The 22,206-nt window shown below is 64.8% G+C and carries 15 protein-coding genes; 5 read left to right on the plus strand and 10 right to left on the minus strand.

Translation table 11 applies throughout. From position 1 onward, the window contains the following. The first annotated feature begins 33 nt into the window (after window positions 1-33). The 4 genes from JAO73_RS11940 to JAO73_RS11955 all read left to right on the plus strand — a co-directional run bounded on the left by JAO73_RS11940 (window position 34) and on the right by JAO73_RS11955 (window position 3,544). Window positions 34-714, plus strand: a complete 681-nt coding sequence (locus JAO73_RS11940) for an NAD-dependent epimerase/dehydratase family protein (RefSeq protein WP_198977257.1) — start codon at window positions 34-36, stop codon at window positions 712-714. 9 nt (window positions 715-723) lie between these two features. Further along, window positions 724-1,851 carry an MBL fold metallo-hydrolase gene (locus JAO73_RS11945; RefSeq protein ID WP_198977258.1) on the plus strand — a complete coding sequence of 376 codons (1,128 nt, stop codon included), beginning with the start codon at window positions 724-726 and terminating at the stop codon, window positions 1,849-1,851. Between the two features lie 41 nt (window positions 1,852-1,892). Beyond that, complete coding sequence (locus JAO73_RS11950; protein ID WP_198977259.1) at window positions 1,893-2,549, plus strand: pseudouridine synthase; 657 nt, start codon at window positions 1,893-1,895, stop codon at window positions 2,547-2,549. A gap of 86 nt (window positions 2,550-2,635) precedes the next feature. Then, the gene (locus tag JAO73_RS11955; protein WP_198977260.1) at window positions 2,636-3,544 is read left to right on the plus strand and encodes an alpha/beta hydrolase; all 909 of its coding nucleotides are present in this window, start codon (window positions 2,636-2,638) and stop codon (window positions 3,542-3,544) included. Between the two features lie 29 nt (window positions 3,545-3,573). Here the strand turns inward: JAO73_RS11955 and JAO73_RS11960 are convergent, their stop codons facing one another. The 10 genes from JAO73_RS11960 to JAO73_RS12005 form a co-directional block, all read right to left on the minus strand. Then, window positions 3,574-4,518, minus strand: coding sequence for an SGNH/GDSL hydrolase family protein (locus tag JAO73_RS11960; protein WP_198977261.1), 945 nt, complete (start codon window positions 4,516-4,518; stop codon window positions 3,574-3,576). A 68-nt stretch (window positions 4,519-4,586) separates the two neighbouring features. Further along, window positions 4,587-5,675: an alpha/beta hydrolase gene (locus JAO73_RS11965; RefSeq protein WP_198977262.1), complete on the minus strand. Its 1,089-nt coding sequence runs from the start codon at window positions 5,673-5,675 to the stop codon at window positions 4,587-4,589. 167 nt (window positions 5,676-5,842) lie between these two features. Further along, on the minus strand, window positions 5,843-7,129 hold the full coding sequence (locus JAO73_RS11970; protein WP_198977263.1) for a glycoside hydrolase family 5 protein: 1,287 nt from the start codon (window positions 7,127-7,129) through the stop codon (window positions 5,843-5,845). 84 nt (window positions 7,130-7,213) lie between these two features. Next, window positions 7,214-8,659, minus strand: coding sequence for a glycoside hydrolase family 30 protein (locus JAO73_RS11975; RefSeq protein WP_198977264.1), 1,446 nt, complete (start codon window positions 8,657-8,659; stop codon window positions 7,214-7,216). A 62-nt stretch (window positions 8,660-8,721) separates the two neighbouring features. Continuing rightward, entirely contained in the window at window positions 8,722-10,242 is a 1,521-nt protein-coding gene (locus tag JAO73_RS11980; RefSeq protein ID WP_198977265.1) for a carboxylesterase/lipase family protein, read from the minus strand. A gap of 14 nt (window positions 10,243-10,256) precedes the next feature. Beyond that, window positions 10,257-11,720, minus strand: a complete 1,464-nt coding sequence (locus JAO73_RS11985; protein ID WP_233169165.1) for a glycoside hydrolase family 30 protein — start codon at window positions 11,718-11,720, stop codon at window positions 10,257-10,259. Window positions 11,721-11,764: 44 nt separating this feature from the next. Further along, window positions 11,765-13,198 (minus strand): glycoside hydrolase family 30 protein, encoded by a 1,434-nt coding sequence (locus JAO73_RS11990; RefSeq protein WP_198977266.1) that lies wholly within the window; start codon window positions 13,196-13,198, stop codon window positions 11,765-11,767. A gap of 186 nt (window positions 13,199-13,384) precedes the next feature. Then, window positions 13,385-14,872, minus strand: a complete 1,488-nt coding sequence (locus tag JAO73_RS11995; protein ID WP_198977267.1) for a RagB/SusD family nutrient uptake outer membrane protein — start codon at window positions 14,870-14,872, stop codon at window positions 13,385-13,387. Window positions 14,873-14,895: 23 nt separating this feature from the next. Continuing rightward, window positions 14,896-18,072: a SusC/RagA family TonB-linked outer membrane protein gene (locus JAO73_RS12000; RefSeq protein ID WP_198977268.1), complete on the minus strand. Its 3,177-nt coding sequence runs from the start codon at window positions 18,070-18,072 to the stop codon at window positions 14,896-14,898. Window positions 18,073-18,346: 274 nt separating this feature from the next. Next, the gene (locus JAO73_RS12005) at window positions 18,347-21,295 is read right to left on the minus strand and encodes a substrate-binding domain-containing protein (RefSeq protein WP_317191224.1); all 2,949 of its coding nucleotides are present in this window, start codon (window positions 21,293-21,295) and stop codon (window positions 18,347-18,349) included. 102 nt (window positions 21,296-21,397) lie between these two features. Here JAO73_RS12005 and JAO73_RS12010 point away from each other — a divergent pair, with 102 nt between their 5' ends. Beyond that, complete coding sequence (locus tag JAO73_RS12010) at window positions 21,398-21,994, plus strand: immunity 53 family protein (protein WP_198977270.1); 597 nt, start codon at window positions 21,398-21,400, stop codon at window positions 21,992-21,994. The last annotated feature ends 212 nt before the right edge of the window (window positions 21,995-22,206 follow it).

Consider the following 22,206-nt stretch of genomic DNA (forward strand, 5'->3'; position numbering starts at 1 on the left):
GCTGCGTCCTCCCTTCTACTTCATCGAACCACTATGAAAATACGAGCCATCCTAACCGGCGCCACCGGCATGGTGGGCGAGGGCGTCCTCCTCGAATGCCTTTCAAACCCCACCGTGGAGCACGTGCTGGTGCTCACGCGCAAGCCCACCGGCCGCAGCCACCCCAAAATGAGCGAGCTAGTGGTGCCCGACTTGCAAAACCTGAGCGCCGTGGAAAGCCAGCTGACGGGCTACAACGCCTGTTTTTTCTGCGCGGGCATTTCCTCGGTTGGCGTTTCCAAGGAGGAATACGAGCGCATCACCCACGACCTGACACTGCGCGTGGGTGCCACCCTGGCCCGCCTCAACCCCGACCTGACGTTCATTTACGTGTCGGGGGTGGGCACCGACAGCAGCGAGCAAAGCCGCCAGCACTGGGCCCGCGTGAAGGGCCGCACCGAAAACGAGTTGCTGGCCATGCCTTTCGGCGCGGCCTACATGTTTCGGCCCGGCTTCATGAAGACCACCGAAGGCCAGCGCAACCTGCTGAAATGGTACCCCGCCATTGCCTGGCTCTACCCCGTGGCCCGGCGGCTGGCCCCCAAGTTTGTGAGCACCATGCAGGAAGTGGGCCGCGCCATGATAAACGCAGCCGACTATGGCTACACCAAACCCGTGCTCGAAGTGCGCGACATTGTGGCCCTGGCCCACGGCAAAGCCGCCCCGCGTCCCTGATAAACCCTTATGCGTGAATCTGTAAAGAAATTTCTTGTGACGACCGGCGGCATTCTCGGCACCCTGCTCATTGGCGTGGTAGCCTTCACCAACTTCAGCCCCCAGCTGGGCGGCACGCCCACGCGGCTGGAAAAGCAAGCGTTTGCGAAATCGGGCCACTACGACGAGAAGAAAGGCGAGTTTGTGAACCTGATTCCGACGCGGGAAATGACCGGCGGCAGCATGCCTTCGGTGCTGTGGAAGTTCCTGTTTCATAAGTCGCCCCAGGCCGCGCCGCCCGGCCCGCTGCCGATGCGGCCCCTCGATTCGCTGGCCATCGTGCGCAAAACGCCCGACGTGGTGCGCATCACCTGGTTTGGCCACTCGGCCAGCCTGCTCGAAATCGCGGGCCAGAACATCCTGCTCGACCCCATGCTGAGCGTGGAAATGGGCCCCGTGAGTTGGGCCACGCCCAACCGCTACAACCGCGAGCTGGTCATCACCCCCGAAAAGCTGCCCTATATCGCCGCCGTGCTCATTTCGCACGACCACTACGACCACCTCGACTTCCGGACCATCGAGAAAATCAAGGACAAGGTGGGGCAGTTTTACGTGCCGCTGGGCATTGGGGTGCACCTGCGGGCCTGGGGCGTGCCCCGCGAGCGCATCACCGAAATGAACTGGGGCGACCAGGCCACCCTGCCCGGGCTGCTGCTGCACTGCACGCCCAGCCGCCACTTTTCGGGCCGCGGCCTCACCAACCGCAACTCCACCATGTGGTGCTCCTGGGTGGTGCAGGCGCCCACCAAGCGCGTGTTTTACACCGGCGACGGGGGCTATGGGCCGCACTTTGCGGCCATCGGCCGGCAGTTCGGGCCCTTCGATTTGGCCGTGGTGGAGTGCGGGCAATACAACGAGAGCTGGGCTGAAATCCACATGAAGCCCGAGCAGAGCGTGCAGGCCGCCCGCGACGTGCGCGCCGCCGTGATGCTGCCCGTGCACTGGGGCGCTTTCACCGAGAGCCTCCACGCCTGGAACGAGCCCGTGACCCGCGCTACCGCCGAGGCCGCCCGCCTGGGCCAGGTCATCACCACGCCGCACCTGGGCGAACCCGTAACTTTGGGCGCTGCGCTGCCACAGCAGCGGTGGTGGCAATAGAATTAACGCGCGGACTCGCAGCGTCCACGCTACATCTAGCCATGCGGTATATTCTCGTCAACAAGCCTTATGAAGTCCTCACCCAGTTCACGGATGAGCACGGCCGAGCCACGCTTAAGGACATCGTGCCCGTGCCCGGCGTGTACCCCGTGGGCCGGCTCGACTTCGACAGCGAGGGCCTGCTCCTGCTCACCGACGACAAGGCCCTGCAGCACCGCTTGAGCGACCCCAAATTCAAGGTTCCGAAAACGTATTGGGCGCAGGTAGAAGGCACCGTGTCGGAAGAAGCACTGGAAAAGCTGCGCCGCGGAGTGCGAATCAAAGAAGGCCTCACTGCCCCCGCCCAGGCCCGCTCCATGCCGCAGCCAGCCGAACTTTGGGAGCGCAGCACTCCCATTCGCTTCCGGGCCAGCATCCCGACCAGTTGGCTGGCCATCACCATCTCGCAGGGCATGAACCGGCAGGTACGCAAAATGTGCGCGGCCGTGGGCCTGCCCTGCCTGCGCCTCATCCGGGCCCGCATCGACGAGCTGGAACTAGGCGAGCTGGCCCCCGGCCAATGGCGCGAACTGACGCCCGAAGAATCGCGCAAGCTGAAAGCTAAATTTTCCGCCACCAAAAACCCAGCCAACCGCAAGGTGGCGGCAAGAGGTGAGAACGCGCCCCAACCAACGCCACGCCGTCCGCTGAAATCCTAAGCCAGCGCCAGTCGACATTGAGAAAAAGTGCCCGCCTTCGCCCGCTTCTGCTGCTCTCGCTAGCAGGCTTCGCCGCGCTGAACGCCGTGGCCTTCTTCCATGCCTGGCGCTTCACGCATTTCAGCAACGAGCCCGGCGTGCACTCGCCCAACCCCGAGCAGCTCAGCCCCGGCCGGAAGCTGTGGGTGCTGCTCACCGGCATCCGCAACCCCAAGCCGCGCATCGGGGCAAAACCCGATTTCCCGGTCGAAACCGTGACCATCGCCAGTCCCAACGGCCCCCTCGAAGCCTGGTACTCTCGGCCCGATACCGGCCAGGTGCGCGGCACTGTCGCGCTGTTTCACGGCTATACCAGCAGCAAGTCGCACCTCATCCACGAGGCCGGCCACTTCCGCCGCCTGGGCTACAACGTGCTGCTGGTGGACCAAGCCGGCAACGGCAACTCGGCCGGTTTTCGCACCACCGTGGGCTACCGCGAGGCCGATGACGTGGCGGCTTCAGTGGTATGGTTGTATGACAACGATAGCGCAACAACAACTAAACACCACGCACTCATACTCTACGGCGTGAGCATGGGCGCCGTGGCTATCATGCGCGCCGAAGCCGATTTACGTGTCCGCCCCACCGCCAATATTCTGGAGTGCCCCTACGGCAACATGCGCCAAACGGCCTACAACCGCTTCGAATCCATGCACGTGCCCGGCTTCCCGATGGCCGATTTGCTGGTACTCTGGGGCGGGGTGCAGAATGGGTTCTGGGCCTATGGCCTCAACGCTGAGCACTACGCCAGCCAAATCCACACGCCCACTCTCCTGCTCTGGGGCACCGCCGACCCGCGCGTAACCCGCCCCGAAACCGATGCCATCTTCGCCCACCTGGCCGGCCCCAAAGCCCGGCATGACTTCCCCGGTGTGGGCCACGAGCCGTACTGGAAGCGCTATTCGGCGGACTGGGAACAGCTGACGCGGGCATTTCTGGCGGAACCGGGGCGCTAGCGAAGCACATCTCCCGGACCCATTCCTGTTCAGTGTCCCTTGTTCTTGCGGGCCGCTTTCAGCTGCTCGGCGGCGACGCGCTGCAGGGCCACGGCCTGCGCGGGGCTAATGCCCAAGGCGGCGGCCGCTTCTTCGGTGGAGCCGAACTGGCGCGGGTCGCGGCCCGTGATTTCGCCAAATACCACGCAGGCGCTGAGGTAGGCGCCCCAGCGGCTGGGGTGGCGGTGGTCGGCTTCCCAGAGCTCCATCTTGGCGGGGTCCGGGGTGTAGGGGTTGGGCATGGCCACGCCTTCGCGAATGGCGCGCAGCCAGGCGTCGCCGGCTGGGGCCACGCCCGCAATGCGGCCGTTGCGCCGGGCCAGGCCGTAGTAGGCGGCGTGCAGGTCGGCGGTCATCGAGTCGAGGGGCAGGCCGGCGTAGGGCGAGTTGGGCGGGTAGTTGAGGGCCGCGCCGGCCCATGTCTGGTAGAGGTAGACGCGGGCGGCGGGGTTGGCGGCGTGGATGGCCTGCTCCAGCTTGGTGGCGTATTCCCGGAACCGTTCGGGCTGGCCGCCGCGGCGCGTGGGCAGCGGCCCGGTGCTGAGGTCGTGCATGATGACACGGTCCCAGCGCGGCTGCTGAATGATGGCCAAGGCGCTGTCGTAGTGAAACTTTAGCGTTTGCCCGCTGATGGCTTCGATGTGCACTTCGTAATTGAGGCCCGCTTCGTCGGTGAGCTTTTTGAAGATGCCGGGCACCCCGCCCCAGGGGCCAGGCTCGTTCACGTACATGCGCTGGCGCTGGCCGCGGCGGTCGGGCGTGAAGTTCTCGTCGGTAATGGCCGCCGCGTTGTAGTTGAGCATGGGCGGCTTGGCGCCATGGAAGTAGCTGTTGCCGACGAACAAAATGACAACGGGCTTTCTGGGCGGCCGGGCGGCCGGGGCAATGGGCGCGGTGAAGCTCAGGAACGGAAGCAGGAAGGCGAGCAAACGCATGCGGCGGCGGCGAAATTCGGAGCAAAACCAGTTGGCGGCCCACTATCGGGCAGGCCGCCGCACCGGAGTTAGTTAAAATCTAAGTGCTTATTAAAAAACGGCAGCACGTGCTGAAACATCCGCCCATCGTGGCCCATGATGCGGCTGCCGTGGGTGCCCTCGTACTCCTCGGCTGCGTGGCGAATGCCGAAGGCGCTGAGCCACTGACTAAACGTGCGGCAGGTGGGCGGAATGTGGCGCACCTCGTCCTGCGCGCCCCAATCGAAGGCCAGGGCACGCAGCTGGCGCAGGGCTGCCGTGTGGGTGGGCAGCTGGTAGGTGGGCGTGGCCGCCACCCACTGCGCCAGCGAGGCATCGCGCCGGCGCAGGCTGTCGGCCCCCAGCGAGCCGGGCAGGTTGGCCCCAAAGGGCGCGGCTTTGGGGCTGGGCGAGAAGGCCCGCGACACGGCCACTGTCGAGAAGGCCGCGTGGTTGCCCTGCAGGCCCGCCGGGCCGGTGGCCCGCAGTGCCTGGGGCAGGCCCGGGCCGGGCAGGTAGCTGGGGTGCGGCCCCACCAGCGCGGGGCTTAGCGCGTAGGCGGCGGCCCAGGTGCCGGGGTATTGCAGGGCCAGCCGCAGGGTGCCGCCGCCGCCCATAGAGTGGCCCGCCAGGCCCCGGCTGCCGGGCCGGGCCAAGGTTCGAAACTGCCCGTCGACGAAGGCCACCAGCTCGCGGGCGGTGAAATCGGCCCAGGGGCCGTTGGTGGCCGAGTTGGCGTACCAGCTGCCGCCGAAGCGGGTTTGCTCGTTGGGCACCACCACGATGAGCGGGCGAATCTGCTTTTCGGCAATGGCCTGGTCGAGCAGGGTTTTCATGCCGTCCTTATTGAAAATCAGGCTGTCGTTCCAGGTGAAGCCGTGCAGGTAGTAGAGCACCGGGTAGCGCTGGCTAGATGCGGCGTCGTAGCCGGCGGGCAGGTACACGCTCACGCGGCGGCGCGGGTTTTCGCCGCCGGGGTTGCCGCGCAGCAGCTTCGAGTCGAGGTAGGTGACGACGACGCGGCCGACCGGCGGCGGGCTGGCCTGGGCCGCGAGGCGGGTGCTGCCGAGCAGCGTCAGCAGCAAAAAGAACAGCAGGTTTTTCATGCGCGGGTTGCGAGCACGATTAAAGAACGTCATGCTAAGTGTAGTCGGAGCATCTCTCCCGCTTCGTTGCTCGGTCCTCACCAAACCGGGCGGCGAATACTTGTGGTATCATCCGTTGCAGCAAATGAGTTACCACTGCGGTAGAGATGCTTCGGCTGCGCTCAGCATGACCGTTCCTTTTGCTCTTCTTCTAGTTCGATTTACTTTTTCAGCTCCGCCCTTAGCGCGGCGATGACGTCCGGATTCGGCAGGCAGTTTTTGAGCTTGATGTTTTCCAGAATCGGCGGCAGCTCGGCGGCGGATTTCACGTCGACGATATAGGGCGGCTTGATGCGCAGCAGGGCGGCAATGGGCTTGTCGTTGAAGCGCTTGTAGGTCCACTGGCACCAGCCGATGCCGGCGGCGTTGAGGTTGCGGGCGGCTTCGCCCATCCACGCGGGCGAGTTTTCGCCGGTTTCGCCCACCCACACGGGCACGTTCTGGGCCTGGCGGAAGGCCAGCAGGTTGCCGATGGTGCCGAGCTGGTTGGCGTCGGGGTTGGTGGCGTCGGGCGCGTTGCTGAGCGGGTATTTTTTGAGGTCGTAGCGGTGGGCGTTATACACCAGGTTTTCGGGGTGGCCGAAGGCCTTGGGCTCGATGTCGTTGTAGTTGTTGCCGAAGCCGTTGCCTTCGAGTAGCAGGAGGTGCTGGTCGCCCTCGGCGCGCACCGTGTTGATGAGCCGCTCGAACATCTTCTGAATGGCCGGGTTGCCGCCGGGCACGTGGTTGGGCTCGTTCACGAGGTCGTACATGGCAATGCGGCCGTCGTTTTTGTAGCGCCGGGCCAGGGTAGCCCACAGCCCGTTAGTGATATCCTGATACACGGGTTCCTGCCAGAAGTCGTTGGTCTGCAACGCATCCGAGATGTTGGCATCGGTGCCCTGGGCGCCGGGGGCGGCGTGCAGGTCAAGCACCACGTACAGCTTGTTGGCGGCGCACCAGGCCAGCGTCTTATCGATGATGCGGATGGCCGCCAGCTTTTGGGGCTCGCGGAACAGCTCGCCTTTTTGCTGCCATTCCTTCAGCCGGGCCACGTAGCCGGCATACGGCACCGTGCCGCGGATGACGCCGTTGCGCACCGCCCGCTGCGCCTCGGTCAGGAACAGGTCGTAGTGCAGCGGCAGGCGAATGCAGTTGAAGCCCTGCTGCGCGATGAAATCAATATCGGCTTTGGTAATGAAGTTGTCGCGGTACTGCCGGTAGAATTTCTCCACGGCCGCGTCGCTCAGGCCGGCCTGGTAGAGCACCTTTTTTACCGAGCCCTGGGTGCCGCCGTAGCCGGGCTTCATCATGTAGCCTTCCTGCAACAGCCAGCCGCCGAGGTTCATGCCGCGCAGCAGCACTTCGTGCTGCTGGGCATCCACAATTTTCGGCCCGTCGGCGCGGAGCAAGGGCGTTTGGGCCTGGCCCGCGAGGATGGTGAGAAAGAAAAGCAGAAGGGGTTTCATGCAATGAAAGAACCTAATAACCAGCACGTCATGCTCCGCGCAGCCGAAGCATGACGTGCTGGTTAGGTATACAGTGGCTTGTGTTTAGTCAATCACATACGTCGCGATGGAGTGGGCGGGGCTGGTGGTGCTGGCCCCCTGCCCTTTTATCCAGAGCTGGAATTCCTGGGGCTTGTCGCCGCTGTTCATCACCACCACGGCCACTTTGCCGTCGGGGTTGCGGAAGGCGGTGGTTTGCAGCCAGTCGCGGTTCGAGCTGCTCACAATGCGCTTGGCGCCGGGGCGGATGAACTTCGAGAAGTGGCCAATGTAGTAATAGGCGCTGGTGTAGAGCAGCTTACCGGCCTTGGTGTCGCCGATGATGGGCGCGAAGCAGAAGTTGCCCACGTGGTTGGGGCCGCCGGTTTCGTCGAGCAGCACGTTCCAATCGGTCCAGCCCACGGTGCCGGCGTTGAAGTCGTTAATCATCGAGTGGCCGTACTTCTCGCCCAAGCCCCAGTCGTCGATTTTGGCGAAGTCGAACTTCTCCTTGCAGCCCTCCGTGAAAATCAGGTTGGTGTTGGGGAAGGACTCGTGCACGCGGCGCTCGTTGTCGAAGAGCATGGCGCTGGTGGTCCAGGTTTCGTACCAGTGGTAGCCGATGCCCCACACGTACTTGGCGGCCTCGGGGTCGTCGAGAATGGTGCTGGCGCGCTGGTAAAGCTGGTCGCGGTTGTGGTCCCAGGCAATGAGCTTGCGGCCGCCCAGCCCGCCCTTGGCCAGCGTGGGCCCGAGGTAGCCTTTGATGAAGTCCCGCTCCTCCTCGGCCGTGTACAGGCACGACTCCCACTTTTGGTTGGCCATGGCTTCGTTCTGCACACTCAGGCCCCAGATGGGGATGCCCTGCTGCTCGTAGGCCTTGATGAACTTCACGTAGTAGTCGGCCCAGGCCTGGCGGTACTGGGGCAGCAGCTTGCCGCCGTGCAGCATCTCGCCGTTGGATTTCATCCAGCCGGGCGGGCTCCAGGGGCTCACAAACATGGTGAGCTTGCCGCCCGCCGCCGCCGTGGCCTGCTTGATGAACGGAATGCGGTACTGCTGGTCGTGCTGCACGCTGAAGGATTTCAGCGCCTCGTCCTTGTCGGCCACGTAGGTGTAGCTGCCGCTCGAAAAGTCGGTACTGTGAATGCTGGTGCGCCCCAGCGTGTAGCCAATGCCGGCCGTGGGGCTGTAGTAGGCCCGCATAAACTCCTGCTGCACGGCCTTGGGCAGGCGGGCGTAGGTTTCGGCCGAGGCGTCGGTCATGGCCCCGCCAATGCCAAGCATGGTCTGGAACGAGTGGCCAGGGTCGACGAACACGCAAACTTCGGTTTCGAGCGGTTGCCCGGCCGGCGCAAACGCCAGGGCCGGGCCGGCGGCCAGGCGCTGGCTGGTGCCCTGGGCGGTGGTGAACACCTGCGCCTTGCGGCCGGCGGCCGAATAAGCGGTGGGCGGCTTGGGTGGGGTTTGCGGGGCAGCGCTACCCAGCCCAAGGGCGGATAGAGCCAGCACGGGAAGGACGGTTTTTAGCATACAGATAAAGTGGGCCGCCGGCGAACTGGCTGGCCGCTAGATTACAGCCGGAAGGCCTGGTTGGGGAAAAGCTTGTCTTCGTAAGGCGGAGGGAGCGGCCGGGGCCGGCTCACCGAGTCGAACAGCATGGCTTGCGGCCGCCGGGGCGCATAGGCGGGCCAGTCCGCGCCCGGCGTGCCCGTCTTGATGAAGCTGACCCAGCGCCGGTGCATGTCGGCCGCCAGCGTCCGGCTGGAGCCGGCTTGTGCCGCCTTGGAGCCGAGTGAGTTCCAGGCGTAGGCCAGCTCCTGGGCGTGCACGGGCCCCCCGCCGCCCGGCGGGCGGTAGTCGAAGCGGTAGAGCCACACGGGCTGGCCGGCCGCGGCCAGGGTGCCGGCCAGCCGGTACGAGGCCAGGCGGTAGAGGTAGTCGGTGGTGGTTTGCAGCCAGGCCTGGTCGGTGGGCTGGCGGCGGCGGGCTTGCTCGTAGGCGCGCCACACGGCCGCGCCGTTGGTTCCGAACAGGGCCGTCAGGACTTCGGCGTTTGGCTGCTTCAGGCTGGGCCAGAGGCCGATGAACAGGCCGGCTTCGTCGCGGTTGGTGCCCACCAGCGCCCCGCGCAGGCGGGGCCGGCGGGCCAGATGCGCCAGCGGCTCGTCGGGGATGGTGCGGCCGTCGCGCACGGGGCCGAACAGCTGCAAACCGTTAGCCCCCTCGGTGAGCTGCTGCTGCGCCCTGATGATGGTGGCCGTGGGCAGCGTCAGGAGCTGGGCGGCTTGGTCGGGGCGCAGGCCCAGTGCGGCCAGCAGGCGGGTGGCCACTGCGGCGGCCGTGGCCGTGTCGCGCACCGCCTGGGTGCCGCCGCTTTCCAGAATCACCTGCTGAAAAAGGCCGTCGGCGGCGGGCGTAGCCAGCACGGCGCTCACCAGCTTGGCCCCAGCCGACTCGCCCATTACCGTCACGCGGGCGGGGTCGCCGCCGAAGGCCGCAATGTTCTCGTGCACCCAGCGCAGGGCCGCCACCACGTCGAGCACGCCCGCATTGCCGGCCGGCCGGTAGGCCGGGCCCAGCAAGCTGCCGAGCTGCAGAAAACCGAAGCTGCCCAACCGGTAGTTGATGCTCACGGCCACCAAGCTGTCTTGCCGGGCAAAATTTTGCCCCGGGAAGTCGTCGCCCGAGCCGCCGGTGAAGGCGCCGCCGTGCACCCACACCACCACAGCTTTGGGCTGGGCGGCCCGCAGCGACGGCGTCCACACGTTCAGGGTGAGGCAGTTTTCGTCGCCCTGCGGGCCGGCGCTGCCGCCCTGCGGCGCCCGGGGCCCGAAAGCCGTGGCGGGCCGCACGCCCACCCAGGGCTGCACCGGCCGGGCCGGCCGAAACCGCCCCTCGCCCACCGGCGGCGCGGCGTAGGCCACGCCCCGAAACAGCAGCAGCCCGGTGCTGTCGCGGGTGCCCTGCAGCTGGCCCGCCCGCGTCTGCACCACGGGCGCCGGGGCGGGCGCAGGCACCCGGGCTACTCCGGCGGAGGCCACACTCACCCACGCAGCGGCCAGCAGCCCCCGCAGGCAGGTCGTATTCCCCACCAAAATAGCCCGGCCTACCATACGTACGTCGCTACCGAGCCCCCGTAGAGCGAGGTGCTCACCAGCTTGCCTTTGTACTGGATATTGAAATTCTGGAGCGAGCTGCCCGAGTTCAGCACCACCAGCACGCGCTTGCCGGCGGGGGTTTTGTAGGCCACGTTGGGCAGGTTGGTGGGCACGTTGGTGGCCACGCGCACCGAGCCGGGGCGCACAAACTTGCTGCTGTGGGCCACCGTGTAGTAGGCCACGTTGCGCGTCACGCTGTTGCCGTTGATGGTGAGGGCACCCAGGCACTGGGTGCAGCCGCCGGGCGTGTGGGGGCCGTAGTTCTGGTCGCTGGCCAGGTTCCATTCCAGCACGTTGCGGCTCCAGTTGCGCGGGGCGCCGATTTCGAGGTTGGCCACGTGGTAGCTCAAGTCGCCGCCAAACGAGGCCGTGCCCGGCGCCTGCGTCCACTGCTCGGTGAAGTAGATGTTCTTGCCCGGAAACTGGTCGTGCACGCCCCCCAGCGCGCTGATGGAGCCGCCGTAGAGGTGAAACGCCGAGCCGTCGACGAAGGGACTGGCGGCGGCGTCGCTCAGCACGGTGCTCACGAAGCTGAGGCCGGCCTGGTCGGGGTTGTGGTCGTAGGCAATAATCTTGGTGCTCAGGCCCGCGGCCCGGAACGCCGGCCCCACGTTGTTCTTGATGAAGGTGGCTTGCTCGCTGCCCGTCATCAGCATGCTGGGGTTGTTGCCGCCGTACAGGGGCTCGTTTTGCAGCGTCACGGCGTCGATGGGAATGCCGGCGGCCTGCATGCCCTGCACGTATTTCACAAAGTAGCGGGCGTAGGCGTCGTAGTACTGCGGCAGCAGGCTGCCGCCGATGGGGCTGTTGTTGCTCTTCATCCAGGAGGGCGCCGTCCAGGGCGAGCCCAGGATTTTGATGCCGGGGTTCACGGCCAGAATCTCCTTCAGCACCGGGATGAAATAGGCCTGCTCAGGCGCTAAGCTAAAATTGGCCAGCGCGGGGTCGGGCGTGCCGGAGTCGTCGTAGGTGTATACGCTGCTGCTCAGGTCCGAAGCCCCGATGCTGATGCGCAGGTAGCTCACCCCAATGCTGCTGCTGTCGGTGGCAAACAACTCCCGGATGAGCGAGGCCCGGTTGCTGGCCCCCATCTGGCTCAGCACGTAGGCGCTGCCCCCGGTCAGGGTGTAGCCAAAGCCGTCCATGGTCTGGTAGGTTTGGGTGGTGTCCACCACAATGGTGGGGTCGTTGTTGGTGTTGGCCCCGAACACCAAGCTCACCTTCTGGCGGTAGAGCAGGGCGGTTTTGTCGGGCGCCGTCAGCCACACGGCCACCTGCGACGGGCCCGTGGGCGTCGCCGGGCCCGTGGGCGGCGTGGTGGGCCCGGCGGGCTCCGCCTCTTTCTTGCAGGCGCCCAGCAGCAGCGGCATTGCCACAGCAGCCAGGTAGGTGAAGCGGGAAAGGAAATTCATGGGGAAAGGCAGAATGAATGGCTTGAAACAGCGGGCGGGAAGCCTCACCACACGTAGGTGGCCACGGCGCCGGCCGGCAGCGTGGCCGGCACGGTGTGGCCCTGGTAGCGCAGGCTGAACGTTTGGGGCGTGGCCTGGTCGTTTTGCACCAGCAGCACGTGGCCGCCGGTGGGCGTGCGGTAGGCCACGTTGGGCAGCACGCCCGCGCTCGTCGAGCCCACGCGCACCGAGCCGGCCGGCACAAACTTGCTGCTGTGGGCCACCGTGTAGTAGGCTACGTTGCGCGTCACGGCATCGCCGGCCAGCGTGAGGGCGCCCAGGCACTCGGTGCAGCCGCCGGGCGTGTGGGGGTTCTGCTGCGGGTCGGCGGCCAGGTTCCACTCCAGCACGGTGCGGGCCCAGTTGCGGGGCGCGCCGATTTCGAGCTGCTTCACATGCCAGCCCAGGTTGCCGGCAAAGGCCGTTTTCGAGCCCACCCACTGCTCGGTGAAGTAGAGGTTCTTGGTCGGGTAGGCGTCGTGCACCTTGCTCAGGGCCTCAATGGGCCCGGCGTAGAGGTGGAAGGCCGAACCGTCGACGTAGGGGTTGGCGGTGGCATTGCCCAGCACCGTAAGCGGGTACTCCGGCTTGTCGGCGTTGTGGTCGTAGCAAATGATTTTGGTGTCGAGTTTGGCCGCTTTCAGGGCCGGGCCCAGGTGCTGGCCGATGAACTCGGCCTGCTGCTCGGCCAGCATCAGCAGGCTGGGGTTGTTGCCGGGGTGCAGCGGCTCGTTCTGCACCGTGATGGCGTCGAGGCGAATGCCCTGGGCCTGCATGCCCTGCAGGTATTTCACGAAATACCGCGCGTAGGCGGGATAAAACTCGGGCTTGAGGCTACCGCCTTTGCTCTCGCCGTTGGTTTTCATCCAGGTGGGCGGGCTCCAGGGCGAACCCATGAGCTTGATGCGGGGGTTAATGGCCAGAATTTCCTTTAGCACCGGAATGAGGTGCCTCTCATCGGGAGCGAGGCTGAATTTGGCCAGCGTGGGGTCGGTTTGGCCGGCGGGCAGGTCGTCGTAGCTGAAAACCTGGGCATCGAGGTCGGAAGCTCCGATGCTCAGGCGTAAGTAGCTCACGCCAATGCCGTTGTCGGCGGTGCCGAACAGCTCGCGCAGCAGCGCCGTGCGCTTGGCCGGGCTCATGGCCCGCAGCAGTTCGGCGCTGCCCCCGGTGAGGCAGTAGCCGAAGCCATCCATGGTCTGGAAGCGCTGGCGGTCGTCCACTTCAATCACCGGGCCGGCGGCGGCAGCAGTGCCAAAGGCCAACGGGCCCGGCTGGCGCTGCAGGAGCTGCTTCTGGTCGGCGGTGCTCAGCCAGCAGGCCACGCTGGTCGCGGGGCCGGGTTTCGCCGCCGCTTTGCGGGCCTGGCCGTGGCCGGGCACCAGCGCCAGCGACAGCAAGGCCGTGGCGCCCCAGCGCGATAAGTAGTGCGATGTCATGGGTTACTGGTACGATAGTCGACGGTTATGGTCTTGTTTAAGTCGTTCGTTGTCCGTTGGCGGCCCGCGCCGAAACGCGGCGCCCCCAACGGACAACCCAACAACGGATAGCATGTCGCTCCGGGGCAGGAAGCAGAAAACTGTTCCCACCATCACCCGCCCCTGCCCCGCGAGCGACAGCTATGGCTAGTACCCCGGGTTCTGCTGAATCTGGGGGTTGGTGTTGATTTCGGCCTGCGGAATGGGAAACAGCAGGAAGTTGGCGTCGCGGGCCCCGCCGGCGCGGCGGCGCGAGATGATGTCGAGGGCCGTGACGGTGTGCGAGGCCGAGCCATCGGCCAGCGTGTGGCGGGCGTAGCGCACCAAGTCCCACCACCGTTCGCCCTCAAAGGCCAACTCGAGGCGGCGCTGGCGGTCAATTTCGTTGCGCAGGGCCTGCTTGCTGGCCGCCTGGGGCGAGGCCGTGGTGAGGGCCGTGAGGCCGGCGCGGGTGCGCACGCGGTTCAGCTTGTCCAGGGCGTCCTGGGTGGGGCCGTTGAGTTCGTTCGAAGCTTCGGCGTAGGCCAGGAATACTTCGGCCATGCGCAGCACGTAGCTGTTGTCGGCCGAGTTGAAGTTGCCGCCGATGCTGGTCCACTTGAACACGAACGGACCCCGGTCGTTGGCGTTGGCGCCCGAAGCCCGGTTTTTGGTGGCGTCGAGGTAGCTCACGTGGTCGCGGCCCACGAAGGTGCCGTTGCTGTTGATGTTGCCGTTGTAGGCCCAGCGGCGGTCGTTCACGGTATCGGCAAAGGCAATCAGCTCGGCGCTGGGAATGCTGAATTTCGAGAAGGAATACGTTGCAAAAGGCAGCGGCAGCAACAGGTCGGGCAGGATGCTGCCCCCATCGGCCGTGCCGGCGTATTGAATCTCGAAGAGCGACTCGGCGCCCTTGTTCTCGGCCGGAAACAGCGACTTGAAGGTGGCGTTCAGGGGCACGTTGCGGGCAATTACCGTTTGGGCGGCGGCCTGCGCGGCGGCCCAGTTGCGGCGCGTGAGCTGCACGCGGGCCAGCAGGGCGCCGGCCGCGTTGCGGCCGGCGCGGTTGGGGTTGGCGGCGGGCATCTGAATGGCGGCGCGCTGCAAGTCGCTCACCACCGCGTTGTACACGTCATCGGCCGAGGCGCGGGGCAGGTTGGTTTCGGTGGGCTGGCTGCTCTCGGTGGGCTGCAGGCGCAACGGCACGCCGCCGTAGGCCCGCACCAGGTTGAAGTAGCACAGCGCCCGGACGAAGCGGGCTTCGCCCAGAATCTGGCTGCGCCGGGTGGTGTCCATCGGCACGTTGGGCACGTACTTGAGCACGATGTTGGCGCGGTTCACCCCGACGTACATCTGCCGGAAAATGTTGTTGACCTGGCTGGTGTTGGGCGTCCAGGCAATGTTCTGCACCGCGTTCACGTCGCCGTTGATGCTGGTCACGTTGTCGGAGGGCATCTCGCCGGCCACGTACAGGTCCTGGCCGTAGCCCCCGGTGCCCTGCAGGGCGTCGTACACGGCCGTGAGGCTCGATTCGGCGTCGTCGGCCGAAGTAAAGAAGTTGTTGGGCGTGATGCTGGTGAGCGGCTCTTTCTGGAGAAAGTCGCAGCCGGCCAGCAGCAGCAGGGCGCAAATCGGGAGGATAAAGTGCTTTTTCATGGGAATGCTAGCAGAAAGTCGACTTAGAAAGTGGCGTTCAGGCCCACCGTGTAGGTGCGCGCTTGCGGGTACACGCCAAAGTCGCGGCCGAAGCCAGTGGTGGAGAAGGGGTCGGCGCTCACCTCCGGGTCGTAGCCCGAGTATTTGGTCCAGGTCACCAGGTTTTGGGCCGTGCCGTAGATGCGCAGGTTCTTGAGGGCGGCGTATTTGGCCAGGCTGGCGGGCAGGTTGTAGGCCAGCGTCAGGTTTTTGAGGCGCACGTAGGAGCCGTCCTCAATGAAGCGGGTCGACACGCGGTTGTTGCCGGCGGGGTCGCCAAACACGGGGCGCGGAACGGTGGTGTTCGTGTTGGTGGGCGTCCAGTGGTTGAGCACGGCCGTGCTCTGGTTCAGGGCCGTGGTCTGGCCTTCCGTGATGGTGCGGTTCTGGTTGTAGATGTCGTTGCCGAAGCTGCCCTGGAAGAACACGCTCAACTCGATGCCTTTGAAGGTGAAGTTGTTGGTGACGCCCGCAAAGAATTTCGGGTTGGGGTTGCCAATGACCGTGCGGTCGGCATCGGTGATGACCTTGTCCCCGTTCACGTCCACGAAGCGGATGTCGCCGGCCTTGGGCGCCACGCTGTTTTGCTTGGGCAGCGTGGCCCCCTCGGCATCCGACTGCACAATGCCCTGCACCTGGTAGCCGTAGAACACGCCCAGCGGCTGGCCCACCTGCTGAATGCTGTAGCCTCCGATGAAGGTGCGCGGTACTTGCTCGCCCTTGTCGTTGGGCACACTGCCCAGGTCGATGACCTTGTTGCGGTTGGCCGTCACGTTGAAGTTCGTGCTCCAGCCAAACGCGCCGTTCTGGCCGTCCACGTTGTTGGTCACCAGGCCCAGCTCGATGCCGCGGTTTTGGATGGTGCCCACGTTCTGAATCACGCTCAGGTTGCCGGCCCCCGTGCTCTGGGGCAGGGTCACGCCCAGCAGCAGGTCGGTGGTGCGCTTGTTGTAGGCGTCAAACGTGAACGTGAGGCGGTTGCTGAACAGGCTCAGGTCGATGCCGGCGTTGTACTGCGCCGTGGTTTCCCAGCGCACGTCGTTGCCGATGTCGGTCTGGGTGATGCCGCCCAGAATGGACGTGCCGCTGCCCTGGTAGTTGCTGCCCACGCCGTAGCGCGAAAAGCGCTGGTAGGTGTAAATCTCCTGGTTGCCGTTGGCCCCGTAGCTGCCGCGCAGCTTCAGGTCCGACACCACGCCGCCCTGCGGGAAGAAGCTCTCGCGCGACACGCGCCAGCCCAACGACACGGCCGGGAAGTAGCCGAAGCGGTTGGCCCCGCTGAAGCGGCTGCTGGCGTCGGCCCGGAAGCTCACCGTGGCCAGGTAGCGCTCGTCGTAGTTGTAGATGGCGCGGCCGAAGAAGCTCAGCAGCGACCATTGGTCGGCGTAGCTGCCCGGGATGCCCGAGGCCGTGGAGCCGCCGTTGAGGTAGGGCACGGCGTTGGAGGAAAAGCCGCGCGTGCCGGCCCCCGACGTAAACCGGTCCGAGGCCTGCATCGACTGCCCCCCGAGCAGCGTCAGGTTGTGCTTGTCGTTGAAGGTTTTGTTGTAGGTAAGCGTGTTCTCCAGCAGCCAGATGACCTGCTGGTTGGCGGCGGTGTTGGCCGAGCCGCGCACTTCGGCCGGCGACGACGACGTGCCCGGGTAGTTGCGGCTGTAGAACGTGTTTTCCGACTGCGTGCGGAAATCCAGCCCCAACGAGGTTTTCAGCGTCAGGCTCTTGAGAATGTCGAACTCCCCGTACACGTTGCCCAGCGCTTGGTACACAATGGCCTGGTTGCTGGTTTCGAGCAGGTTGCCCACCGGGTTATCGCTCAGCGTGAAGGGGTTGGTGCCGTAGGTATTGTCGGGGTTGCGCACCGGCACCGTCGGAATTTGGGTCAGGGCGCCCAGCACCGTGCCCGAGTTGCCCAGCGCTGCCTCCGAGCGCACGGTGCCGTTGGTGTGGCTGCGGCTCAGGTTGAGCGTGGTGCCCAGCCGAAACCGGTCGGTCACGCGCTGGTCGAGGTTAATCTTGAAGTTGTAGCGGTCGAACCCGGACTGGATGTTGATGCCCGCCTGGTTGAAATAGCCCCCCGACACGTAGTAGCGGGTCTTGTCGGTGCCGCCGCTCACGCTCAGCTGGTAGTTCTGGATGTCGGCGGGCCGGAAAATGGCGTCTTGCCAGTCGGTGTCGTAGGGCGGCAGGTTATTCAGGTCGGGAAAACCGGGCGCCCGGCCCGCGTTGGCCAGCAGCTCGTTGTATTCCTGCGCAAACTGGCGGGCGTTTAGCACGTCTAGTTTCTTGCGCAGGTACTGGCGGCCGTAGTACACGTTCAGGCCCACCTGGGCCTGGCCGGCCTTGCCTTTCTTGGTGGTGATGACCACCACGCCGTTGGCCGCCCGCACCCCGTAAATGGCCGCGCCGGCCCCGTCTTTCAGCACGTCAATGCTCTCAATGTCGTTGGGGTTAATTGTGTTGAGCGGGTTCAGGCGCTGGCTGTTGTTGGTCAGCTCCTGCTGGTAGTCCGGCAGCACCGGAATGCCGTCTATCACGTACAGCGGCGAGCCGTTCAAGCTGAGCGAAGCATTGCCCCGAACCCGCACGTTGATGCCCGCGCCGGGGGCGCCCGAGGGCGCCGTTACCTGCACGCCGGGGGCCTGGCCTTGCAAAGCCTGGTCGAAGCCGGCCACGGGCTGGCGCGCAATGGCCGCCGCATTCACCGAAGTCACCGCGGTAGTGAGTTCCTGCCGGCTCTGCGTGCCGTAGCCCACCACCACCACCTCTTTCAGCGCCTGGGTGTCGTCTTTAAGCTGAACGGTGAACGTCGTGTTGCTGCCCACGGCCACTTCCTGGCGCACAAAGCCCACCGAGCTAAACACGAGGGTGCTGCCCTCGGGCACGCTCAGCGAGAAGTTGCCGCTCACGTCGGTGGCCGTGCCAATGGTGGTGCCCTTCACGAGCACCGTCACGCCGGGCAGGCCTTCGCCGGCGGCGTTGGTCACGCGGCCCGTCACGGGAATGTCGCGCAGGGCGCGGGCCTGGGGCAGCGGCCGAAAGCCGGCCGCGTGCACCGCCGGGGCCGCCCCCAGGCTGGCCAGCAGCGTGCCGCCCAGGGCCGAGGTAAGCAACGCCTTCCGAAAGGGACCAGCCCCCGCTAAGAATGGTAAGGGAGTTATCATGGTGTGGTGAGATGGGTGGGAAAAGGTGATAATCTCCGGTGCAAACGATTGGGGCGAATGCACCCGGAACAGTCTATGCTCCCGCAACCGATTGCGGAAGACTTGCACAAATTTCCCCACCTCGATTGCCCAGCGCTATCGCAATTGTATCACGCCCTGTTCAATCCGTATTTTTTTACCACAAACTATTGCAAATCAGCAGGTGGACAATAAAAAAAAGTGACACCTGCCACAGAGCAGATGTCACTTTTGCGACACGATTATCAGGATTGTTTCAGGGGGCTGTGGAGGCATGCAGCGCCCTGAACTTGGAGGGCGTGAGCTGGTAGCGGGCGCGGAAGCTGGCCGTGAAGTACGACGGCGACGAGAAGCCCAGCTCGTAGGCAATGTCGGCGATGGTGAGGGCATCGTCGAGCAGCAGCTCGCGGGCTTTGGTCAGGCGCACGCCCTGGATGAAATCGGTGACGCCCGTGTTCAGCACGGCCTTCACTTTGCGGTAGAGTTGCATGCGTGACACGCCCAGGCTGCGGGCCACGTCTTCCACGCTGAGGTTGCTTTTGGACAAGTCGGCCTCGACGACGGCCGTCAGGTCGGCCAGGAATTTCTGGTCGGCCTGGGTGGTCAGGCCCGCCGCGTCCACGCTCAGCTCGCGGCGCAGGTGCTCGCGCTGGCGGGCGCGGTTGGCCAGCAGGGTGCGCACGCTTTCCAGCAGAAAGGTGGGGTTGAATGGTTTGGTGAGGTAGAGGTCAGCCCCGGCCTGCACGCCTTCCACCTGCTGCTCGGGGGCGCCGCGCGCCGTGAGCAATATGACCGGGATGTGCGAGGTGCGCCAGTCGGCCCGCAGCCGGGCCACCACTTCCAGCCCGCCCAGGCCGGGCATCATCACGTCGCACACTATCAGGTCCGGAATCAGCTCGGTGGCCATCGCGAAGCCGGTGTAGCCGTCGGCAGCGCTTTGCACGCGGTGGCTGGCCCCCAGCTTGCGCATCAGGAAGTCGTTCACCTCGGCGTTGTCTTCAATCACCAACACCAGCGTTTCGCTCACGGCCTCGGCCGGCGCGGGCGCCAGGTCAGTCAGTTCGGCTTCGATGGGCTCCGGCTCGTCGAGCGAAAGCACCACGGGACGGGCCTGCTCCTCGGCCCGCAGGCTGGCGGGCAGCTCGCGCGGCAGCCGCACCGTGAACGTGCTGCCGCTGCCGGCCTGGCTGCTGAAGCTGAGCCGGCCCTGGTGCAGGCGCACCAGCCCCTGGGCCAGCGCCAGCCCCATGCCCGAGCCTTTGGCCACCGCGCCCTGGTCGCCCTGGTAAAACCACTCGAAAATGTGGGCCCGGTCCTGCTCGCTGATGCCGCGGCCGGTATCGGTCACGCTCACCTGCAGGGCCCGGCCCTCGTCGGCGGCCTGCAGGCTGATGGTAATCTGGCCGTGCTCGGGAGTGAATTTCAAGGCATTGGACAGCAGGTTAAAAAACACCTTGTCCAGGATGTTCCCATCGAACCAGGCCAGCAGCACCGGCTCGGCCGCCAGAAAGCGCAGGCGCACGTCGCGCAGGCGGGCGGGCTTCTCGAAGGCGTCCACAATCTCGCGCACAAAGCTCACCAGGTTGCCCTCGGTGGCGTGCACCGCCATCTTGCCCACCTCAATCTTGCGGAAGTCGAGCAGTTGGTTCACCAGCTGCAGCAGGCGCTGGGTGTTGCGGCGCACCAGCCCGAGGTCGTGCCGCTGCGTGCTGCTGAAACCGGCGCTGTTGCCCAGCAGCTCCTCCACCGGCCCCAGGATGAGGGTGAGCGGTGTGCGCAGCTCGTGCGAGAAGTTGGTGAAAAAGCGCAGCTTGGCTTCGGTATCGATGCGGGCGCGCTCGGCCATCACCTCCAGCTGGTTGCGCTGCGAGCTGATTTCCTCGTTCTGCGCGCTCAGTTGGTGGTTAATCTTGACGTTTTCGGCGTTTTGCAGGGCCAGCTGCTGGTTGATGAGGCGGTTTTTGCGGGCCGAGCGCCAGGCAAACGCGCCCAGCGCCAGCGCCCCCAGCAACGACAGCAGCGCCGCATACAGCGCGTGCTGCTGGCTGGCGTAGGTCGCTTCGAGGTGCTCCATCAGGCCTTGCTGCCGCTCAATGTCCTGCTGCTGGCTCACCATTTTGTCGGTTTGCTGGCGCATGGTCAGCACGTTGGTCGAGTCGATGACCATGGTGCCCAGAATGTTCTCGCGCTTGAAAGGCTGCTTGTGGAGGATGTTCAGGGCCGTCCGGATGGCGTCTTCGCCGCCCGGCGAATACAAGAGCGAGGCCTTCAGCATGCCGCGCTGCACCAAGTCTATCCCCTCCCCCGGGCTGGCCAGCCCATCCACGCCAATGATGCGCACCTCGTCGGCGCGCTCCAGCTCCTGGCAGATGAGGTAGGCCGCGCGGGCCATGCCGTCGTTGTGGGCGTAAATCAACGATACTTCGGGGTGGGCCTTCAGGGCATCCACCAAGCCCGGCTTCAACGAGCTTTCGGTCCAGTTGCCGGTTACCTGGCTCACAACTTCCAGCCCCGGGTAGTCGCGCAGGGCCTTGCTGAAGCCTTCGTGCCGGCCCGAGGTGGCCGACGAGCCCGGCGAGCCCAGCACTTCCAGCACCTTGCCGTGGCCGCGCAGCAGCCGGGCGGCGTAGCGGGCGGCCGTCTGGCCCACTTCCACGTTGTCGGCCCCCACGAAGGCGGTGTAGGCCTGCGAGGCCGTGCGCCGGTCCAGCAGCACCACCGGAATGCCCCGGCGGTAGGCCTCCTCCACGGCCGGCGTCACGGGGGCCGATTCGTAGGGCGACACAATCAGTAGGTCGATGCCGCTTTCGATGAGCTCATGAATTTGCTGTTTCTGCAGCGCGCTGTTGTCATGCGAGTTCAGCGTGCGCAGCTGCACGTCGGGGTGGAAGCTCAGCTCGCGCTCCATCCCCGCCTGCATGGCCTGGCGCCACGGCCCCTTCGAGCTGCACTGCGCGAACCCAATGCGGTAGTGTGGCGGCCTGGCCGGCTGCGCGCAACCACCTAGCAGCAATGCTACTACCGTTATAGCCGCCCCCCAGGCCCGTGTATTCAACAATGTTTTCAACGCGTCTTCAAGACTGGTAAACTTCTGGCAGGCATCCGCCCGGTCCCACTTTGTAAAACTAGCAAAATCCCCGGCGGCAGGCCTAACCGCAGTTGGGTAGGCATTTCGCGGCCCCAAAGCCTGCCACGGCTTCCCCACAGCGGGCCACGAGCCGTGCTGGCGGCGCTTCCCGCCGATTAGGAGCAGCAGGTACAGGGGTTTCCGAGTAGCTGACTCGCCGGATTCGCCGTTATTCGTTGCATGGACTTGTTACAACGAATTCAGCGCTGGTATACCATCAACTGCAATGGAGATTGGGAACACGAATACTTAGTTTCAATCACAACAATTGATAATCCGGGATGGGCAGTCAAAATAGACTTGCAGTATACCTGTTTGCAAAATGCAAGTTTGGATTATGTTTTAATTCAAAGAACTCCTACTGATTGGGTTGGCTACTCAGTACAAAATGGTGCATTTGAAGGAAATGGAGGAGCTGAGAACTTATCTGAAATACTTGCCTATTTCCTCGACACATTTCTACCGTCGCATTTGGATACTGAATGCACAATTGAAATCGGCCTACCAGTTATTGGTTACGAAGGCCAGCTTTGGTTAAATGCGGAAGCCAAAATGGTTTCTGAATCAACGCTGGAAATAACAGCCATTGAAGACTACGACGTAACTGGCAATTATTTGTGGAGCAACAACGAAACGTTAGAAGCCGTCAATCAACTAGGTAATATTCCAAAAAAATTGAAAGTTGATTTCGCTATCGGCGACAGAGTTGAACCTACGGTCTTCCAAGCTGGCGATAATATGCTCCGCACCTTCCTAGTTGCGCCAGCCAAGAAGTGATTCTGGGATTACTGCTAAATCTTTAGCAACCGCCGTTTCCGCCCCCTTGTCAGGAAAATTCTGGCTAGCCGAAACAAATCCCGCCACCGCGTCGGATAATCTTGCGCGCCGGGCCGAATCGGTGACAATCTGTCACCAAAACGACGCTGGTACGTTGCTTGTAATCCCCGGGTAGCAGCGGCAACGCGGCTCCAACCTGACACATTCCACTC

It is taken from the genome of Hymenobacter miniatus (assembly GCF_016427455.1).
Classification (GTDB): Bacteria; Bacteroidota; Bacteroidia; order Cytophagales; family Hymenobacteraceae; genus Hymenobacter; species Hymenobacter armeniacus.